The organism is Herbidospora sakaeratensis, assembly GCF_001570525.1.
GTDB classification, from domain to species: domain Bacteria; phylum Actinomycetota; class Actinomycetes; order Streptosporangiales; family Streptosporangiaceae; genus Herbidospora; species Herbidospora sakaeratensis.
The window spans coordinates 202,789-219,769 of the sequence record NZ_BBXC01000008.1 but is presented as its reverse complement, the minus strand read 5'-3'; the positions used below and the strand labels follow the sequence as shown (position 1 = coordinate 219,769).

At 71.5% G+C, this 16,981-nt stretch carries 17 protein-coding genes; 10 read left to right on the top strand and 7 right to left on the bottom strand.

Annotated elements, in window-relative coordinates:
- Positions 1 to 41 precede the first annotated feature (41 nt).
- Positions 42 to 506 carry a Rieske (2Fe-2S) protein gene (locus tag AW271_RS06830; protein ID WP_062333680.1) on the top strand — a complete coding sequence of 155 codons (465 nt, stop codon included), beginning with the start codon at positions 42 to 44 and terminating at the stop codon, positions 504 to 506.
- 163 nt (positions 507 to 669) lie between these two features.
- Complete coding sequence (locus AW271_RS06825; RefSeq protein ID WP_062333678.1) at positions 670 to 1,116, top strand: GNAT family N-acetyltransferase; 447 nt, start codon at positions 670 to 672, stop codon at positions 1,114 to 1,116.
- Positions 1,117 to 1,127: 11 nt separating this feature from the next.
- Here the strand turns inward: AW271_RS06825 and AW271_RS06820 are convergent, their stop codons facing one another.
- The 3 genes from AW271_RS06820 to AW271_RS06810 all read right to left on the bottom strand — a co-directional run bounded on the left by AW271_RS06820 (position 1,128) and on the right by AW271_RS06810 (position 4,755).
- Entirely contained in the window at positions 1,128 to 2,843 is a 1,716-nt protein-coding gene (locus AW271_RS06820) for a hypothetical protein (RefSeq protein ID WP_062333667.1), read from the bottom strand.
- Between the two features lie 65 nt (positions 2,844 to 2,908).
- The gene (locus tag AW271_RS06815; RefSeq protein ID WP_062333665.1) at positions 2,909 to 3,841 is read right to left on the bottom strand and encodes a carbohydrate kinase family protein; all 933 of its coding nucleotides are present in this window, start codon (positions 3,839 to 3,841) and stop codon (positions 2,909 to 2,911) included.
- A 5-nt stretch (positions 3,842 to 3,846) separates the two neighbouring features.
- Complete coding sequence (locus AW271_RS06810) at positions 3,847 to 4,755, bottom strand: pseudouridine-5'-phosphate glycosidase (protein WP_062333663.1); 909 nt, start codon at positions 4,753 to 4,755, stop codon at positions 3,847 to 3,849.
- A 148-nt stretch (positions 4,756 to 4,903) separates the two neighbouring features.
- On the opposite strand from AW271_RS06810, the gene AW271_RS06805 reads away from it, so the two are divergent.
- From AW271_RS06805 to AW271_RS06785, 5 genes are read left to right on the top strand one after another with little or no spacing between them, the layout of a single operon-like run.
- A complete protein-coding gene (locus AW271_RS06805) occupies positions 4,904 to 6,391 on the top strand; it encodes a phytoene desaturase family protein (protein WP_062333661.1) in 1,488 nt (495 codons plus the stop codon).
- Between the two features lie 34 nt (positions 6,392 to 6,425).
- On the top strand, positions 6,426 to 7,121 hold the full coding sequence (locus AW271_RS06800; RefSeq protein ID WP_157553944.1) for a response regulator transcription factor: 696 nt from the start codon (positions 6,426 to 6,428) through the stop codon (positions 7,119 to 7,121).
- Entirely contained in the window at positions 7,118 to 8,464 is a 1,347-nt protein-coding gene (locus AW271_RS06795) for a sensor histidine kinase (protein WP_062333656.1), read from the top strand. Before AW271_RS06800 ends, AW271_RS06795 begins: the two co-directional genes overlap by 4 nt.
- Positions 8,461 to 9,192, top strand: coding sequence for a dolichyl-phosphate beta-glucosyltransferase (locus AW271_RS06790; RefSeq protein WP_062333646.1), 732 nt, complete (start codon positions 8,461 to 8,463; stop codon positions 9,190 to 9,192). The genes AW271_RS06795 and AW271_RS06790 overlap by 4 nt, the downstream gene beginning before the upstream one ends.
- Complete coding sequence (locus AW271_RS06785) at positions 9,162 to 9,578, top strand: ferritin-like domain-containing protein (protein ID WP_062333619.1); 417 nt, start codon at positions 9,162 to 9,164, stop codon at positions 9,576 to 9,578. The genes AW271_RS06790 and AW271_RS06785 overlap by 31 nt, the downstream gene beginning before the upstream one ends.
- Here the strand turns inward: AW271_RS06785 and AW271_RS06780 are convergent.
- Positions 9,547 to 11,556 (bottom strand): acetate--CoA ligase family protein, encoded by a 2,010-nt coding sequence (locus tag AW271_RS06780; RefSeq protein ID WP_062333617.1) that lies wholly within the window; start codon positions 11,554 to 11,556, stop codon positions 9,547 to 9,549. The two genes, AW271_RS06785 and AW271_RS06780, sit on opposite strands and share 32 nt — an antisense overlap.
- A 79-nt stretch (positions 11,557 to 11,635) precedes the next feature.
- Here AW271_RS06780 and AW271_RS06775 point away from each other — a divergent pair, with 79 nt between their 5' ends.
- The 3 genes from AW271_RS06775 (at position 11,636) to AW271_RS06765 (ending at position 14,178) form a co-directional block, all read left to right on the top strand.
- Positions 11,636 to 12,271, top strand: a complete 636-nt coding sequence (locus AW271_RS06775) for a TetR/AcrR family transcriptional regulator (RefSeq protein ID WP_062333614.1) — start codon at positions 11,636 to 11,638, stop codon at positions 12,269 to 12,271.
- 59 nt (positions 12,272 to 12,330) lie between these two features.
- Positions 12,331 to 13,494 (top strand): acyl-CoA dehydrogenase family protein, encoded by a 1,164-nt coding sequence (locus AW271_RS06770; RefSeq protein WP_062333611.1) that lies wholly within the window; start codon positions 12,331 to 12,333, stop codon positions 13,492 to 13,494.
- A gap of 279 nt (positions 13,495 to 13,773) precedes the next feature.
- Complete coding sequence (locus AW271_RS06765) at positions 13,774 to 14,178, top strand: hypothetical protein (RefSeq protein ID WP_062333608.1); 405 nt, start codon at positions 13,774 to 13,776, stop codon at positions 14,176 to 14,178.
- Here AW271_RS06765 and AW271_RS06760 read toward each other — a convergent pair.
- From AW271_RS06760 to AW271_RS06750, 3 genes are read right to left on the bottom strand one after another with little or no spacing between them, the layout of a single operon-like run.
- Complete coding sequence (locus AW271_RS06760; protein WP_063817897.1) at positions 14,165 to 14,977, bottom strand: ABC transporter permease; 813 nt, start codon at positions 14,975 to 14,977, stop codon at positions 14,165 to 14,167. The genes AW271_RS06765 and AW271_RS06760 overlap by 14 nt on opposite strands.
- Positions 14,974 to 15,933: an ABC transporter permease gene (locus tag AW271_RS06755; RefSeq protein WP_169806291.1), complete on the bottom strand. Its 960-nt coding sequence runs from the start codon at positions 15,931 to 15,933 to the stop codon at positions 14,974 to 14,976. The genes AW271_RS06760 and AW271_RS06755 overlap by 4 nt, the downstream gene beginning before the upstream one ends.
- Positions 15,930 to 16,925 (bottom strand): polyamine ABC transporter substrate-binding protein, encoded by a 996-nt coding sequence (locus AW271_RS06750; RefSeq protein ID WP_169806290.1) that lies wholly within the window; start codon positions 16,923 to 16,925, stop codon positions 15,930 to 15,932. The genes AW271_RS06755 and AW271_RS06750 overlap by 4 nt, the downstream gene beginning before the upstream one ends.
- Positions 16,926 to 16,981: the final 56 nt, after the last annotated feature.

Genomic DNA, 16,981 nt, shown 5'->3' with positions numbered 1-16,981 from the left:
GCTGCTGGTTGTCTGTGTACGAGACAACCCCCGTAACCCAGATGAAGGGCATCACAGTGGACCTGAACGTCACTCGTCGTCGCGTCATGGGCACGGCCGCGCTGGCCGGGGTCGGCGTCGCGGTCGCGGCGTGTTCCGGAGAACAGGCCCCCACCAGCGCCGAACCGGCTCCGGCCGACAGCGCGTCCGCGCCCCCGGCCACGACCGACGCCCCCGCGGCCGGCGGCGCCGCGCTCGCCGCGACGGCCGACGTGCCGGTCGGCGGCGGCGTGATCACCGAGCAGGCCGTGGTGACGCAGCCGGAGGCCGGCACCTACAAGGCCTTCAGCCCCGTCTGCACCCACCAGGGCTGCAAGGTCAAGAGCGTCGACGCGGGCAAGATCGTGTGCCCGTGCCACAACTCGCAGTTCTCGATCGCCGACGGATCGGTCCAGGGCGGCCCCGCCAAGGCGCCGCTTCCCGAGGTTCCGATCAAGGTCGAGGGCGACCAGATCCTGCTTGGATAAGTGCGAAAGTTTGGCACCATTACCACCAGTGGTACGTGGCCGGACGTACCACTTCCCACCTGCTTAAACTTCCTTTAAGCCGGATGTTTCGGACGGACTCAGTAGCCGCCCGACCGCATCCCGGTGATGGACGCGCAGGTCGGACGGATCCTAGAGTCGCCTCATGACGTCCGGTGATCTCCAGCTTCGCAGAGCAGAAAAGACCGACGCGGAGCAGATCTTCGCGTTGGCTCGCGAATTCGCCGTGTCGTTCCGACCAGAGCGGGCCGCCTTCGACGCCGCCTTCCCCGAGCTCCTCGAGAACGAGGAGGCGCTGCTGCTGGTGGCCACCGTCGACGGCGTCGTGCGGGGCTACCTCCTGGGCTTCACCCACCTGACCCTGTTCGCCAACGGCCGGGTCGCGTGGGTGGAAGAGGCGATCATCGAGAGCGGCTTCCGCCGCCACGGCCTCGGCCGCCACCTGCTCGCGGAGTTCGAGCTCTGGGCGCGCAGCCGCGACGCCGGATACGTCGCGCTGGCCACGCGCCGCGCGGCCGAGTTCTACAAGGCGACCGGCTACGAGGTGTCGGCCACCTACTACCGGAAGCTGCTCCGCCCCAAGAACCCTTAGGGCGGAAGCGCCTACGACGTCAGCTGGGCGTCGAGCCGGTAGCCGTCGACGGTCACGTAGACCGAGTCGCCGGGCCGCGCGTTCAACCGCATCAGCACCGGCTGCAGCGAGTCGAAGACCGGCTGCCGGTCGCGCCACACCAGCACCACGGCGTTGTCGCCGGGGCCGGTCACCGACAGCAGGGTGCCGGGACGCATGCCGAGCTGGGCCGCGTAGTTCTCGGGCACCGCCACCGGCTCACCGCGCAGGTGCCCGCTGGTGACGTCGATGCGCTGCCAGCGGCGCGGGTCGGACGCCGGGCTCGGCGTGCTGCGCGGGCTGGGCACCAGGTGGGGGCGCGGCGCGCCGCCCGTGAGGGCGTTGAGCGCGGCCAGCGCGGTCGCCGGGTCGGGGCCGCTGTGGGCCATCTTCGGTATCGGCACGCCCGCCGGGCGGGCCGGGTGGCCGTTGGCGCCGGGGGTGCGGCGCGGCAGGGGGGCGTCGCCCACCGGGGCGCCGCCGTTGAGGGGGGACGTCGCGTTCGCGGGAGTCTTCGGCAGGGCTTCCATCCAGGCCTTGGCGGAGTGGGAACGGATGCCGAGCTGGCCGAGCAGTTCGATCACGTCGGCGTCGGCCGGGTGGGCCGACAGCAGCTGGCGGGTGCGGTCGCGCAGGCCGCCCAGGTCGCCCACGACGAGCCAGCCGTCCTGCAGCCGGCGGTCGGGCATGAGGGTCACCAGGACCCGCCACAGGGGCGTGCGCAGCGCCGGGACCTCGATCGGGTGGGACGGGTCGGCGCCGATCAGCTGCTCCTGGGTGGCGGCGGTGCCGAGCCACTCGGTGAGGCCGAACAGGTGACCCGTCAGGGCGGCGGAGTCGGGGGAGCGCAGCCACATCAGCACCCGCTCCTCGGCGGTGCGCTGGGCCTGCGACAGCAGCTCGCGGTCGACGTTGAGCTCGTGGGCGAGGGTGCGGAGGCTGATCGGCTCGGCGGCGAACAGGCGCTGCGCGGCGACCGCGCGCTCCAGCTGGTTCCACTCGCGGAACAGGTGCTCGACCAGGCCGACCATCGGGTGTTCGGCGATGTTGACCGGGGCGGGCTTCTCGGGCTCCTTGGTCGGGGCCGGCGCCACGGGGGTGCCGTTGACGGCCGGTTTCGCGCCGTTGACCTGGGTGCGCGCCGGGATCGCCGGGATCGCGGCCATCATGCCGGTCTCCTCGACGGCCGGAACCGGGGCCGACAGCGGCACCGACTTGGCCGGCTGCTGCGCCGGAGCCGGCGCCTGCGCGGCGGCCGGGGCGGCGGTCTCGGCGGGGATCTCGATGCGGATGTGCGTGAAGATCTCCTTGAACACCGCCGTCAGCACCACTTCGGGCGTCGCCGCCGCCGCCGGGGTGTCGAGGTCGCCCGCGGTGAGACGGCGCAGGCGCTGCCAGCCCCCCAGCCCGATGATCACCGAGCGGACGGGGTCGGGCCAGCCGGGCAGCTGACGGTCGACCGTGTGCACCTGCACGGCCGGCATGAAGTCGGTCAGCGGCAGATGGTCGAGATGGGTCACGGCGAGCCGGGCGAGCCGCTCGCAGACCCAGTCAACTCCGGTCGTGCCGAGGGCACGGCCCAGCGCGACGGAGCCCCACCAGCCGCCGGGGAGGCGTGGGTCTCCCAGCACCTCGGCCACCTGCTGGGGGCGGCTCCAGCGAAGAGCGGGAACCAGATCGCTCAGGCAGATCGTTGACTCGGCGTCCATCGGTTTGACCGCACCCTCCCGAGAGTGACGCTTGTTGCTAATGGTGCAGCTTACGCCGCAAGCTATCAATTGGTGTCAATAGGGTAAAGCTCTGTTGCGTTCTTGACGGCCGGAGGACGGCCGCCGACAAGCCCAACGGCCCGCCGGCCTGCGCGGCAGCCCGCTTCGAGACATTCGGAACGGGTGGAACCCGCGAGTCGTGCCGTGAGGAACCCGGCCGCGAACGCGTCTCCCGCGCCCGTGGAGTCGACGCGGTCGGCCGGCCCCGCCGAGACGGCACCGGCCCGAGCAACGATACGCCCGTCTTGGGCGAGAAGCGCGCCCGCCGGGCCGAGCTTCACGACGGCGGTTTTGTAGATGTCGCCGAGGAGTTCGGCCGCCCGCTCGGGCTCGGCGGCCCCCGTCAGGGCGAGCGCCTCGTCACGGTTGGGGATGATCACATCCGCCTCCCGCGTCTCGGCCATGAATCGTTCGGCGCCGAACTCGCGCAGAAACCGGGTGGAGGCGGGGTCGACGCTGACGGTGACGTCCTCACCGACGTCCTTCGCGGCCCGCATGGCGATGCGGGCCAGTTCCAGCCCCTCCGGCGTCCACATGAGGTAGCCGGACAGGTGGAGGCAGCCGACGCCGTCGAGCAGCGCGTCGGTCCAGTCGCCGGGGCCCAGGTGCCGTGCCGCGCCCCGGTTGGTGAGGAACGACCGCTCGCCCGCGTCGTCGACCATGGCGATCACCACGGCGGTCGGGCGGGCGGGGTCGACGGTCACATGGGATTTGACGCCGCCCAGCGCGTTCAGGTGCCACGCCGCCGTGTCGGCTCCCACGCGGGCCAGCAACCGGGCGTCGCCGCCCAGGTGGGCGGCCCACGCGGCGGTGTTGGCGCCCGAACCGCCCGGCCGCAGCGTGATGTCGGCCTCGGTGTCGGTGCCCGTGGCCACCGGCTCCGAATGGAGCGCGACGACGTCGGTCACGACATCGCCGATCACCAAGAGCCCCCTCATGTCCCTCAATTCTCCGGCGTCCAGGATGACGCGATTTCCGCCGCGAGGCGGGTGTTTCCGCGTACTGCCGCGAGGTTGGCCGCAAGTGAGGCGCCTTGGGTGGCCTCGACCAGGTATTCCAGCAAGTAGGGGGTGATGGCCTGACCTGTCACTCCGCTGGTCTCGGCGGCCGCGAGGGCCTCGGCCAGGACGCGGTCGTGCAGGGCGGGGTCGAGCTGCTCGTCCTCCGGGACGGGGTTGGCGACGATCAGGGCGGTCTCGGGGCCGCCGAGGGCGTCCTGGGCGCGCATGATGCCGGCGGCCTCCTCGGCCGACTCGATGCGCCAGTCGACCGGCTCGCCGGAGGTGTGCAGGTAGAAGCCGGGGAAGGCGTCGGTGCGGTAGCCGACCACGGTGACCTGGCGGGTCTCGAGGCGCTGCAGGGTGGCGGGCACGTCGAGGATCGACTTCACGCCGGCGCAGACGACGGTGATGCGGGTGCGGCTCAGCGTGTCGATGTCGGCCGACTCGTCCTGCACCGAGGTGTAGCCGCGGTGCACCCCGCCCAGGCCGCCGGTGGCGAACACCCGGACGCCCGCCCGCGCGGCCAGGAACGAGGTCGCCGAGACGGTCGTCGCGCCGCTCAGCTTGAGCGTCGCGCACGGCGCCAGGTCGCGGAAGCCGAGCTTGCGCAGCCCCGGCTCGGTGGCGACCCGCACCAGCTCCTCGTCGGTCAGCCCGGCGCGGGGCACGCCGTCGAGCACCGCGATCGTGGCCGGCACCGCGCCGCCCGCCCTGACGAGTCCTTCGAGCTCACGGGCCACTTCGAGGTTCCTGGGCTGGGGCAGGCCGTGGGAGATGATGGTCGACTCCAGTGCCACCACCGGACGGCCCTCCGCGAGCGCGGTCGCCACTTCCTCGGAACGCTTGATCATTTGAAATATCCCCATACGTCGCAGGTGGTCCCAGAGCACTCACAAATGTAAGGTGCGGACATGGTGTCCCCGCCGCAGCCCCATTGGCAGACCGGTCTCTAGCCCTCTTCGCGTCTCCGCACCGGCCGCGAATCGAGGGGAACCCACCATGTTCGACGTCGTCATCTGCGGGGCCGGCCACAACGGCCTGGTCGCCGCCGCCTATCTCGCCCGCGCGGGCAAGAGCGTGCTCCTGCTGGAGCGGTTCGGCCACGTGGGCGGCCTGGCCGTCTCGGCCCAGGCGTTCCCGGGCGTCGAGGCCCGGGTCTCGCGCTACTCCTACCTCGTCAGCCTGCTGCCCTCCAAGGTCGTGACCGACCTCGGGCTGCCGCTCGACCTGCGGCGGCGGCGCTTCTCGTCGTACACGCCGGTCGGCGACGCCGGGCTGCTGGTCGACGGCGGCGACGCCGACCGTACGGCCGCCTCGTTCGCGAACATCACCGGCAGCGGCCACGAGATCGTCGCCTGGCGGCGCTTCTACGCCATGACGGCCGCCGCCGCGACCGCGATCGCGCCCACCCTGATCGAGCCGCTGATGCCGCGCGAGCGGCTGCGCGAGGTGGTCGGCGAGCCGTGGGACGACCTGTTCGAACGGCCCATCGGCCAGGTGGTGAACGAGTGGTTCGCCGACGACGTGGTGCGCGGGGTGGTGCTGACCGACGCCCTGATCGGCACGTTCGCCGACCCCGACGCCGACCTGCTGGCCAACCGGTGTTTCCTCTACCACGTCGTCGGCGACGGCACGGGCGACTGGAACGTCCCGGTGGGCGGCATGGGCGCCGTCACGGGCGGGCTCGCCGACATCGCCGTCAAGGCGGGCGCGCAGATCCGGCTCAACGCCGAGGTGGTCGCGATCGACCCGGCGACCGGCGAGGTGACGTACCGGGACGAGAGCGGCGAGCACACCGTGACCGGCGGGAAGGTCCTCGCGAACCTGCCCCCCTTCACGCTCGCGCGGCTGCTCGGCGAGGAGAGCCCGGAGCGGCCCGAAGGCGCCCAGCTCAAGATCAACATGGTGCTGAAGCGGCTGCCCAGGCTGAAGGACCGCTCGGTCGACCCGCGCGAGGCGTTCAGCGGCACCTTCCACATCAACGAGAGCCGCGACCAGCTCGCCGCCGCCTTCCGGCAGGCGTCGGCGGGGGAGATCCCCGCGCTGCCGCCCGCCGAGGTCTACTGCCACTCGCTGACCGACCCGTCGATCCTCGGCGCCGACCTGCGCAGGTCGGGCGCGCACACGATGACGCTGTTCGGCCTGCACATGCCCGCGCGGTTGTTCGGCCGCCCGGAGGCCAAGGAGGAGGCGGTGCGCCGCACCCTCGCCTCGATCGACTCCGTGCTGGCCGAGCCCATCGAAGACGTGCTGCTGCCCGGCTGCCTGGAGGCCAAGACCCCCCTCGACCTCGAGAAGGACGCCGCCCTCCCCGGCGGCCACATCTTCCACCAGGACCTGTCGTGGCCCTACGCCGAGGGCGGGGGCCGCTGGGGCGTGGAGACCGGCCACGAACGGCTGCTGCTGTGCGGCGCGGGCGCGCGGCGCGGCGGCGGGGTGAGCGGGATCCCCGGCCACAACGCGGCGATGGCCGTGCTGGGACGTTAAGGGTCCTCTCAGAGGTGGTCGTTACCGTGTGAACGTGACGGACGAAACACCCCGGCTCCTGGTCGTCGACGACGAACCCGCCCTGCGCGAGGCGTTGCGGCGCAGCCTGGAGTTCGAGGGATACCGGGTCGGGGTGGCCTCCGACGGGCTGGCCGCGCTGGCCGAACTCCAGCGCGAGCCCTACGACGCCGTCCTGCTCGACGTCATGATGCCGCGCCTCGACGGGCTCACCACCTGCCGCCGCCTGCGGGCGGCCGGCGACCACGTGCCGATCCTGATGCTGACCGCCCGCGACGCCGTCGGCGACCGCGTCTCGGGCCTGGACGCCGGAGCCGACGACTACCTGGTCAAACCGTTCGAGCTCGACGAGCTGCTGGCCCGCGTCCGGGCGCTGCTGCGGCGCAGCGCGCTCGCCGCCCCGGCCGGCGACGAGCTGGCCTTCGAGGGGCTGCGGATGAACCCGGCCACCCGCGAGGTGCGGCGCGGCCGGCGCGAGCTCGACCTGACCCGGACCGAGTTCCTGCTGCTGGAGCTGTTCCTGGCCCATCCCCGGCAGGTGCTCGGGCGGGAGCAGATCCTCAGCGCGGTGTGGGGCTTCGACTTCGAGCCGTCGTCCAACTCCCTGGACGTCTACGTCATGTACCTGCGCCGCAAGACCGAGGCCGACGGCGAGCCCCGGCTCATCCACACCGTGCGCGGGGTCGGCTACGTGCTGAGGGCCGCGCCGTGAGCCTGCGGCGGCGCGTCACGTTCGTGATCGCGGTGGCGGTGGCCGTCGCCATCGCCGTCTGCGCCGGGGCGAGCTGGCTCATCGTCCGCGACCAGCTGCGCGACCAGCTGGTGGAGTCGCTGGAGCAGTTCCCCGTGCTCGACGTGCAGGTGGCCCAGGCGCTGGCGCGGTGCGGGCAGGACTACCGCGACCAGCCGTGGGACCCGTCGGGGCGCGGCTGGCAGCTCGTCAAGGCCGACGGGTCGATCTGCCAGGAGGGCTCCTCGGCGCTCGACCCGCTGCCCGCCGAACTCGTCCTCACCGCCGCCAAGGGCCCTCCGGTGGTGCGCGACGGCGTGCTGCGCGGCAAGTACCAGACGCCCGTGGTCGCCTACACCGAGTGGTTCAAGCCCGGCACCGCGCTGACCGTGTTCCGCTCGACGCGCGAGATGGACACCTCGCTCCGGGTGCTCGGCCTGGTGCTCGCGGGGGTCTGCGCCGTCGGGGTGCTCGGGGCGTGCGTCACCGGCCTCTATCTGGCCCGTACGGCCCTGCGCCCCGTCGCCTCGCTCACGGGCGCGGTCGAACACGTGGCCAGGACGGAGGACCTGGAGGTCCGCATCCCGGTCGACGGCAAGGACGAGATCGCCCGCCTGGGGGCCGCGTTCAACACGATGACCGCCGCGCTGGCCGCCTCGCGCGACCGCCAGCGGCAGCTCGTCTCCGACGCCGGCCACGAGCTGCGCACCCCGCTCACCTCGCTGCGCACCAACATCGACCTGCTGCTGCGCAGCGAGAACACCGGCCGGCCGCTGGAGGCCGAGAGCAAGCGCCTGCTGCTGGTCAGCGTGAAGGAGCAGTTCGAGGAGATGTCCTCGCTCATCGCCGACCTGCTGGAACTGTCGCGCAACGCGGAGACCGCCTCGGCCCAGGGCGACGTGGAGTTCCAGGACGTGGTCGCCGCCGCCGTCGACCGGGCCCGGCGGCGCGGCCCCGGGCTGGTCTTCGACGTGGTGTTGTCCCCGTGGCGGGTGTGCGGCGACGTGCGCGGGTTGCAGCGCGCGGCCGTTAACATTCTGGACAATGCGGTCAAGTTCAGCCCAGAGGGGGGCACCGTGACCGTCCGCTTGCGGGACGGCGAACTGACCGTCCGGGACGAGGGACCAGGCATCGCCGACGAGGAGCTCCCGCACGTCTTCGAACGTTTCTGGCGCTCGCCCGCCGCCCGCAGCCTGCCCGGATCGGGTCTCGGCCTGGCCATCGTCGCCCAGGCGGTCAGGGCCGCCGACGGAGAGGTGAGCCTGGCGAGCGGGCCGTCGGGCGGCACGACGGTGACCGTGCGGCTCCCCGGATCCGCCACGTGATCGAGATCGTGCTGCCCGTCTACAACGAGGAACGGGTGCTCGCCTCCAGCGTGTCCACGCTGCTCGACTTCCTCAAGCGCGAGTGCCCCTTCCCGGCCCAGGTGACCGTGGCCGACAACGGCTCGACCGACGCCACCTGGTCGATCGCCCGATCGCTCGACGACGTCCGGACGATCCGCCTGGAGTCCAAGGGCCGGGGCCTGGCCCTGCGGGAGGCGTGGTCGTGGAGCGAGGCCGACGTGGTGGCGTACATGGACGTCGACCTGTCCACCGACCTGGCCGCCTTCCTGCCGCTCGTCACCCCGCTGCTGGCCGGCGAGTGCGACGTCGCGGTCGGCAGCCGGCTGGCCCCCGGCGCCTCGGTGGTGCGCGGCCCCCGGCGGGAGGTCATCTCCCGCACCTACAACCGGCTGCTGCGCTCGCTCGGCGCGCGTTTCACCGACGCCCAGTGCGGCTTCAAGGCGCTGCGCGCGCCGGTCGCCCGGGAGTTACTCCCGCACGTGACCGACGACGCCTGGTTCTTCGACACCGAACTGCTGCTCAAGGCCCAGTGGCGCGGCCTGCGCATCCATGAGGTGTCCGTGCGGTGGATCGACGACCCCGACAGCAGCGTCGACGTCGTGCGCACCTCGATCGCCCAGCTGCGCGGCCTGGCCCGGGTGGTGTCGGAACGCGATCGCGGGGTAGCCGCAGCCGCATGGACAAACAGGCATTCATCGCGCTCCTGAACGAGGACCTCGAGAGCGAATACCGCTCGATCGTCCAGTACACCCAGCACGCGGCGACCATCAAGGGCGCCGAATACCAGCCCATCGTCGAAGAGATGCGCGCCCACCTGTCGCAGGAACTCGAACACGCCAGCGCGCTGGCGGAACAGATCGACTTCCTCGGCGGCGTCCCCTCGGTGAAGGTCCCGCACATCCCCGACACCCCCGACGGCGCCGCCGCGCTGCGGCTGGACCTCGAACTGGAGGAGACCCAGCTGGTCCGCTACCGGGAACGGGTCGAGCAGGCCATCGCCCTGGGCCTGCCGGACGTGGCCGAGGCGCTGCGCCCCCTGCTCCAGCAGACCCAGGACCACGTCATGGACCTGCAGGGAGCCCTCGGCAGATGACGGCGTCCACCGCCGTCGCGGTCCGGCCCCGCAGGATGACGGGGTTGACCTCGACCAGCGCGAAGCCCTCCTGACGGGTCATGTCGGCGATCGCGACGGCGGTCCGGGCGAGTGCCTCGATGTCCGGGATGAGCCTGGCGGCTCTCAGTTTCCGTACGGCTCCCGCCACCCGTTCCGGCGTGACGGGCAGCGGGATGACGGCGGCGTCGCCGAAGACCTCCACCCAGGCCCCGCCGAGGGCGACGACGAGCACCGGCGTGATGGCGTCGTACCGCACCGAGACCATGACCTCGACGCCCGGCGGGACCATCTCCTCGACCAGGACGGGCGGCGGGACCTGCCGCAACGCCCGTTCGAGGTCCCGTTCGCCGGAGACGCCCAGGATGACGCCGCCTTCGGCGGCCTTGTGGCGGACGTCGGCGGAGTCCACCTTGACCACGACCGTGCCCAGCTCCTTGCGGAGCGCCTCGGCCTCCTCCGCGTTTCCCGCCACCGCGCCCCGGGGGACGGCGACGCCGTGGGCCTTCAGGAGGGCCTTGCCCTCGACCTCCCTGAGCCAGCGATCCGGGCTTCGGGGGGCGCACGCGGCGAGCTCGCGCAGGCGATCCAGGTCGGGGCGGGCCGTCATGGCGTGCGCGCAGACCAGGCCCTCGGTCAGGCCCGCGACCGGGACCACGCCCAGGTCGGTGAGGTGTTCGGCGGTGGCCTCCGGCATGAGTTCGGGCAGCGTGGCGGCCACGACGACCGGGACGTCCAGATCCGCCGCCGCGTGGGTGATCCCGCTGAGGGCGGCGTCCCAGGCTTCGGTCTGCTCGGCGTCCATTTCTTCTGGACGGTCGTAGTAGGCGAGCACGACCCCGACCGCCGGGTCGTCGCCCGCCGCGGTGATGATGTCGGCCGTTCTTCGGGTCTCGCCGAAGATGACGGCGGTGTAGTCGAGGGGGTTGGCGGCGGTGGCCGTACCGGGAAGCAGGCCCTTGAGCCTCTCCACCGTGACGGCGCCCAGCGCCGGAAGCGGGACCTGGAGCCGGGCGGCCTCGTCGGCGGCGACGGCCGCGTCCCCGCCTGAACACGTCACCACCAGCACCCCGGTTCCCCTGGTTCTCCGGCCGGAGTGACTCAGGGCCTTCGCCAGCTCCAGGAGTTCGTGCGGGTTGCGGGCCCAGGCCCCGCCCGCCTCCTCGACCAGCGCCTTCAGGACGCGGTGGTCGCCCGCGACCGCGCCGGTGTGGGCGGAGGCGGCGGCGGCGCCCCGCTCACTGGAGCCCGCCTTCAGCACGGCCACGCGGATGCCGTGTCCGGCCGCCAGGGCGAGAGCGGCCGGGAGGCCGGGGTCCTCGGTCTCCAGGTAGAGCCCGACCGAGCGCACCCCGTCGAGTTCGGCCAGCGCGGCGAGGTAGTCGGAGGCGTTCAGCACGGCTTGGTTGCCGCAGGAGACGACGGTGTGAAGACGCAGCGCGCGCCTGCTGAGCAGCGCGTTGACCGCCACGTTGCCGCTCTGCGAGACCAGCGCCACCGGGCCGGGGCGTCTGGGCAGGTAGGCGTCGCCCCACATCGGGGCCCGGCCGACCACCGAGACGACGCCGTTCCCGTTCGGGCCGCAGACCGGGAGGTCGTGGGCGAGGGCGACCTCGCGGAGCTCGTCCTGGAGGGGGCGGCCCTCGGGGATCTCGGCGAAACCGGCCGCGAGTACGACCGCGCCGCCACATCCTCGTTCCCCCGCCTCGCGGAGCAGGCCCGGCACGGTGGCCGCCGGGGTGGCGATCACGAGCGCGTCCGGGGCGATCGGCAGGTCGCCGATGGCGGGCACGCACGACACGCCGTGGACCTCGCGGGCGGTGGGGTGCACCCCGTACACGGGCCCCGGGAAACCGGCGGTGACCAGGTTGGCGACCGCCTGATTGCCGTAGGAGCCGGGGCGGGTCGAAGCGCCGACGACGGCGACCGAACGGGGAGCGAGCAGGCGCGCGGGTCTCACCCTCCCACACTGGTTGGTCAACCAGTCAGCAGTCAAGGAAGGTCGTCAACGCGAGGCGGTGCTGGGGTAGAGTTGCCGGGTGCGCAGCGCGGAGGGCGCCCGGAGCAGCCGGGCCGATCAGGCAGATCAGCGCCGGGCCGAACTGCTGGACGCCGCCCGGCGTGTGGTGCTGGAACGGGGTCTCGCCAGCACCCGCGTCTCCGACATCGCGAAAGCGACCAACGTCAGTGGCGGGTTGATCCACTACCACTTCGCCACCAAGGACGACCTGATCACCGCCATGCTGCGGGCCACCTCCGAGAGCGAGGTCCGGCGGCTGCGCGAGATCATCGCCGGCCCCGGCACGGCCATCCAGCGGCTCGACCGCGTGCTGCGCTTCTACATCCCGTCGTCGCGGTCCGACCAGAGCTGGATCCTGTGGCTCGACGCGTGGGCGCTGGGCGTGCGCGAGCCCCACGTCCGCGACATCCTGCTCGAACTCGAAGGCGGCTGGATCGAGATCCTGTCCGAGGTGATCGCGCAGGGCATGGAGGCCGGCGAGTTCACCTGCGACGACCCGCAGGGCGCCGCCGAGCGGCTCGACGGCATGCTCGACGGGCTCGTGGTGCGCTACACGCTCCACTCGGGGGCGATGTCGCGCAAGCGCCTGCTGGAGCACGCCCGGATCGCGGCGGCCCGCGAAGTGGGCGTCCCCCGGTCGTCGTTCCCTGCTTGACAGGGTGATCGCTCTCCGATTTGACTGGGTCGCCAGTCAGGGATCGTGGGGAGAGCGACATGTCGCTGATACGGCTGTCGGACGAACAGATCGAGTTGCGTGACCGGGCCAGGGCCTTCGTCGACGACGTGCTGATGCCACGGGAGGAGTCGGCCGAACGGGCCGGCGGGCGGCTGCCCTCCTCCGACGTCGGCGTCATCATGAAGGCCGCCCTGGCGGCCCGGCTCAACGGCGGAAGGCACTCCGCCGAACACGGCGGACAGGGGTGGTCGGCCACCGACTACGTGGTGGTGCACGAGCAGTTCGGGCGGAACACCAACGGGTTGTGGTGGTGGGTCCCGGACGCCTACAACGTGTTGTCCGCCGGCACGCCCGACCAGATCTCCCGCTACCTGCGCCCCGCCCTCCTCGGCGAAGGGTGGGTCTCCTACGCCGTCACCGAGGAGTACGCCGGCTCCGACCCGTCGGGCATCTCGACCGTGGCCGAACGGGTCGGCGACCGCTGGCGGCTCGACGGTGAGAAATGGTTCGTGACCAGCGGCGACGTGGCCGCCGTACACATCGTGGTGGCCCTGGCAGAAGGCCACGGGCCGACGTTGTTCCTCGTCGACGCCGAAGCCGACGGCGTCGAGTACCTCGACGACCCGCCCTTCACCCACTCGTTCCCGCACGGGCACCCGACGCTGCACCTGAACGGGGTGCTCGTCGGCGACGACGCCGTGCTGGGCGGCCTCGGCCAGGCCGACGCGCTGCAGCAGAACTGGTTCGTGGAGGAACGGCTGGGCATCGCCGCCCACTGCGTCGGCGCGATGGGGAGGCTGCTGGAGGAGGCGGTCGGTTGGGCGTGCGAGCGCGAGCAGGGCGGTGCGCGGCTCATCGACCACCAGGGCGTGGCGTTCCCCCTGGCCGACTCGGCCGCCGACGCGGCCGCGGCCCGCCTGATGGTGTACGAAGTGGCGGCGCTGGCCGACGCGGGCGCCGACCGGAAGGTCGTGCACGCGAAGGCGTCCCTGGCGAAACTGTTCGCCTCGGAGGCGGCGTGGCGGTGTGCCGACCGGGCGGTGCAGACGTTCGGCGGGCGGGGCTACATGCGGACCAACGTGGCCGAACGGTACCTGCGTGAGCTGCGGGTCGACCGCATCTGGGAGGGGACGAGCGAGATCCAGCGCGTGATCATCGCGCGGTCGCTGGAGCGGCGCGGGGTCGGCCGGGTCATCGCCTGAGCCGGGCCGGCGGAACACGTCACCGCTCTTCGCAAGTCGGCCTGACCGCAACCCTTGAAGACGGCTTCCCAGAGATCGAACAGGGCGGGGTCGATCCGTGTGATCATGACGTCCGCTCCTCACGGATGGGCTGATCACTGTGACGCCTCTGCCGGGAATCTTCTCCTTGGCGAGCCACTGATCAGGCGTGATCCCTCCGGCCGCAATGCCCGAACTGCAACCCTGGGCCGTGACGACCACGACTTCGGGTCATCACCGACAGGACGGCGATCGAGAACCATGTCTGCAGCTGACACGACCTATTACGGAGATCCACCTACTCCGGGGCAGGAGATCGAGGCGAGAAAGGCTTGGCGGGCCCTGCGAATCGGAGTTTTCGCCGTCCTTTATGCCGTATCCCTGATCTGCGGGGTCCTGGCACTCGCCGTCGAGCCCTACAGGTATTCGTTCATCCCTGGAAACGAACACCACGCCGACGGCGACGTCGTCCTGGGCGGGATGATCGGGGCAGGGCTCGGACTGCTGGCCGCCGTGGCCGCGGTGCTGCTCTTCGTCCGCTCGTGGAAGGCCTGGATCCTGGTCGGCTTGCTGTTCGTCCTGTCGGGAGCGGCCATGGGGCAGTTGCAGGGCGCGTCGTCGGACATCGTCCCAGTCGTGACGGAGGCGCCGTTCACTTCTTCATGATGAACAGGGTCGTCCGCCGCTGGACCAGCCAGCCCAGCAGCAACGCCAGCAGTGAGGCGAGCACCAGCAGGGTCGCGAGGGCGTTCAGTGCGGGTGTGGGCGCGTTCCGTACCGCGCTGTAGAGCTTGATGGGGACGGTCACCGACGACGCGTCGGGGGACAGGAACGCCGAGATGACGAAGTCGTCCATCGACGACGCGAAGACGATCATCGCGCCGGCGAACACGGCGGGGGTGAGCAGGGGGAGCAGGATCAGCCGGACGGCGGTCAGGCGGCCGCAGCCGAGGTCGCGGGCCGCCTCCTCGTAGTCGGTGCCGATCGACGCGAGCCGGGAGCGGACGATCACGACCACGTACGAGACGGAGAACGTGACGTGGCCGAGGATCTGGGCCGGTTGGCCCAGCGGGACGAACAGGTAGAGGTTGGTGAAAACCAGGTAGAGCGCCGAGCCCATCACGATCTCGGGCGTGGCCAGGGGGAGCAGGGTGAGGCCGCCGACCACGCGGCCGGTCCGGCCCCGCCAGCGGGCCAGGCCGAGGGCGGTCGCGACGCCGAGCGGGGTGGCGATGAGCGTCGTGAGGCCGGCGACCGTCAGGCTGTTGACCAGGGCCAGGCGCAGCGACGGGTCGTCGGCCACCGAACCGGACGAGCCGAAGTACCACTGCAGGGAGAAGCCCTGCCAGGTGCTGCGCGAGCGGCCGTCGTTGAAGGAGAACTGGATCGCCACCAGAATCGGCACCAGCGACCACACCACATAGGCCCACGTCACCGACGCGAGCACCCACGGTCGCCGTCTCATGTCACGCCCTCCTCGGCCCGGCGGCTGGAGATCAGGTAGTACACCATCAGCACCATGAGCAGCGCCGACAGCAGCAGCACGAGCGACGCCCCCAGCTCCTTCCGCGTCCCGCCGAGCAGGTAGAACTCGATCTGGTTGGCGATCATCGTGGTGGTCGGCGAGCCCGAGACGAGGGTGTTGGTGTAGTAGTCGCCGAACATCGGCAGCGCCGTGATGGCCGACGCCGTCAGCAGGCCCGGACGCGACAGGGGCAGCGTCACGTGCCAGAACGCGCCCCGTCCCGAACAGCCGAGGTCCCGCGCCGCCTCCAGCAGGAGCGGGTCGATGCGGTCGAGGGTGGAGAACAGCGGCACGATGAAGAACGGGATGTACCCGTAGACCAGCGCCAGCACGACCGTCACCGGGTTGCCCGACAACCAGCGCACGGGTTCGTCGACGATGCGGGTGAACAGCAGCAGGTCGTTGACGTAGCCGTCGTCCTGGAGCAGGTTCAGCCAGGCCAGCATGCGGGTCAGGTAGTTCACCCACCACGGCGCGAGGATCAGGCCGAGCAGCAGGGCCCGGCGGCGTCCGGCGTGCCGGGCGACGTAGTAGGCCACCGGGTAGCCGATGGCCACGCACAACCCCAGGGCGAGGGCGACGTAGAGCAGTGTGCGGAGGAAGACGGGGCGCAGGTCTCCGGTGACCGACCGGGTGAGGATCTCGGTGAACGCGGTGACGTCCCAGTAGCGGGGGTCCCATTCCGGCACGGGCGCGTTGAACACCGGGTCGGTGTAGCCGAACGCCACGGCGGCGATGGCGTAGAACGGCACCGCGAACAGCAGCACCAGCCAGAGCGCGCCGGGCGCGGCGAGCAGACCCCACAGGCGGCCGCCCCGGTCGCGACGGGCAGGAGCCCCGGCATTTCGCCGCGAGGCAGGGGCCGGTTCCGGGGAACCTCCGGCGTCCCCGCTCACTGGCCTGCCTTGAACTGCGACCACGTGTCGAGCCAGACCGCCTCCGCCGCGGGGGAGATCTGGAAGATCTGCTGGCTGCGGGCGTACACGTCCGGCGTCACGATCGCCGACTTCAGGCCCTCGGTCACGAACTCGTCGGTGACCATCTTCTCGGGGGTGATCGCCGAGAGCGCCGGCTGATATCCGGTGAACGAGAAGTTCTCCTGTGCCACCGCGGGATCCAGCAGGTGGTCGAGCAGCAGGTGGGCGAGGACCGGCTTCGAAGCCGACGCGGGCACGGCGATGGAATCGGTGCCGACCACGCCGAGGTCGTCGGAGGGGTACCAGTAGCCGAGCACGTCGGCGTCCACGCCCTTGGGCAGGTAGGACTGCGCGTTGATCATGTCGCCCGACCAGCAGTGGTGCACCGTCGCCTGGCCTTCGGCCACCAGCTGGTAGGCCGCGATCCCGGTCTTGATGTTCATCAGCGGCACGAGCTCCGCGAGCCACGTGCCGGCCTGCTTGATCTTCACCGGGTCCTCGGTGTTGATCTCCCGCGACCCGTTCTTCAGCATCGCCAGGGCCAGGCCCTCGCGGTGGTCGTCGATCAGGTACGCCTTGCCCTTGTAGGCGGGATCCCAGAGCAGGCCGTAGCCGAAATTGGCCGACACCTCGTCGGCCCGGTAGCCGATCCCGGACGTGTAGGCGCAGTAGGGCACGGAGTAGCGCGAGCCCTCGTCGTAGAAGGGCGACTGCAGCTGCGGCCAGGCGTTGGCCAGATTGCCCAGATACGTCTTGTTGAGCGGCAGCAGCAGTTTGCCGACGGCCGCCTTCCCGATCACGTCGGGGGTCGGGAACCACACGTCGAACGAGGCGCCGGGCGTGCGGAGCTTGGAAATCGCGTCTTCCATCGTGTTGAAGGTCGTCAGCTCGACCTCGACCCCGTGGGTCTTCCCGAACGCCTTCAGGACGTCGGGAGACACGTACTCGGGATAGTTCAAGATCTTCAACACCCCGCCGGACTCCGGGGAGAGCCCGTCCGCGATCGGAGGGATGTCGTCGTGCAGCG

Coding starts and splice junctions, on each gene's coding strand:
- AW271_RS06830 (WP_062333680.1), top strand. CDS start 42: ATGAAGGGCATCACAGTGGACCTGAACGTCACTCGTCGTCGCGTCATG.
- AW271_RS06825 (WP_062333678.1), top strand. CDS start 670: ATGACGTCCGGTGATCTCCAGCTTCGCAGAGCAGAAAAGACCGACGCG.
- AW271_RS06820 (WP_062333667.1), bottom strand. CDS start 2,843: ATGGACGCCGAGTCAACGATCTGCCTGAGCGATCTGGTTCCCGCTCTT.
- AW271_RS06815 (WP_062333665.1), bottom strand. CDS start 3,841: ATGAGGGGGCTCTTGGTGATCGGCGATGTCGTGACCGACGTCGTCGCG.
- AW271_RS06810 (WP_062333663.1), bottom strand. CDS start 4,755: ATGATCAAGCGTTCCGAGGAAGTGGCGACCGCGCTCGCGGAGGGCCGT.
- AW271_RS06805 (WP_062333661.1), top strand. CDS start 4,904: ATGTTCGACGTCGTCATCTGCGGGGCCGGCCACAACGGCCTGGTCGCC.
- AW271_RS06785 (WP_062333619.1), top strand. CDS start 9,162: ATGGACAAACAGGCATTCATCGCGCTCCTGAACGAGGACCTCGAGAGC.
- AW271_RS06770 (WP_062333611.1), top strand. CDS start 12,331: ATGTCGCTGATACGGCTGTCGGACGAACAGATCGAGTTGCGTGACCGG.
- AW271_RS06765 (WP_062333608.1), top strand. CDS start 13,774: ATGTCTGCAGCTGACACGACCTATTACGGAGATCCACCTACTCCGGGG.
- AW271_RS06760 (WP_063817897.1), bottom strand. CDS start 14,977: ATGAGACGGCGACCGTGGGTGCTCGCGTCGGTGACGTGGGCCTATGTG.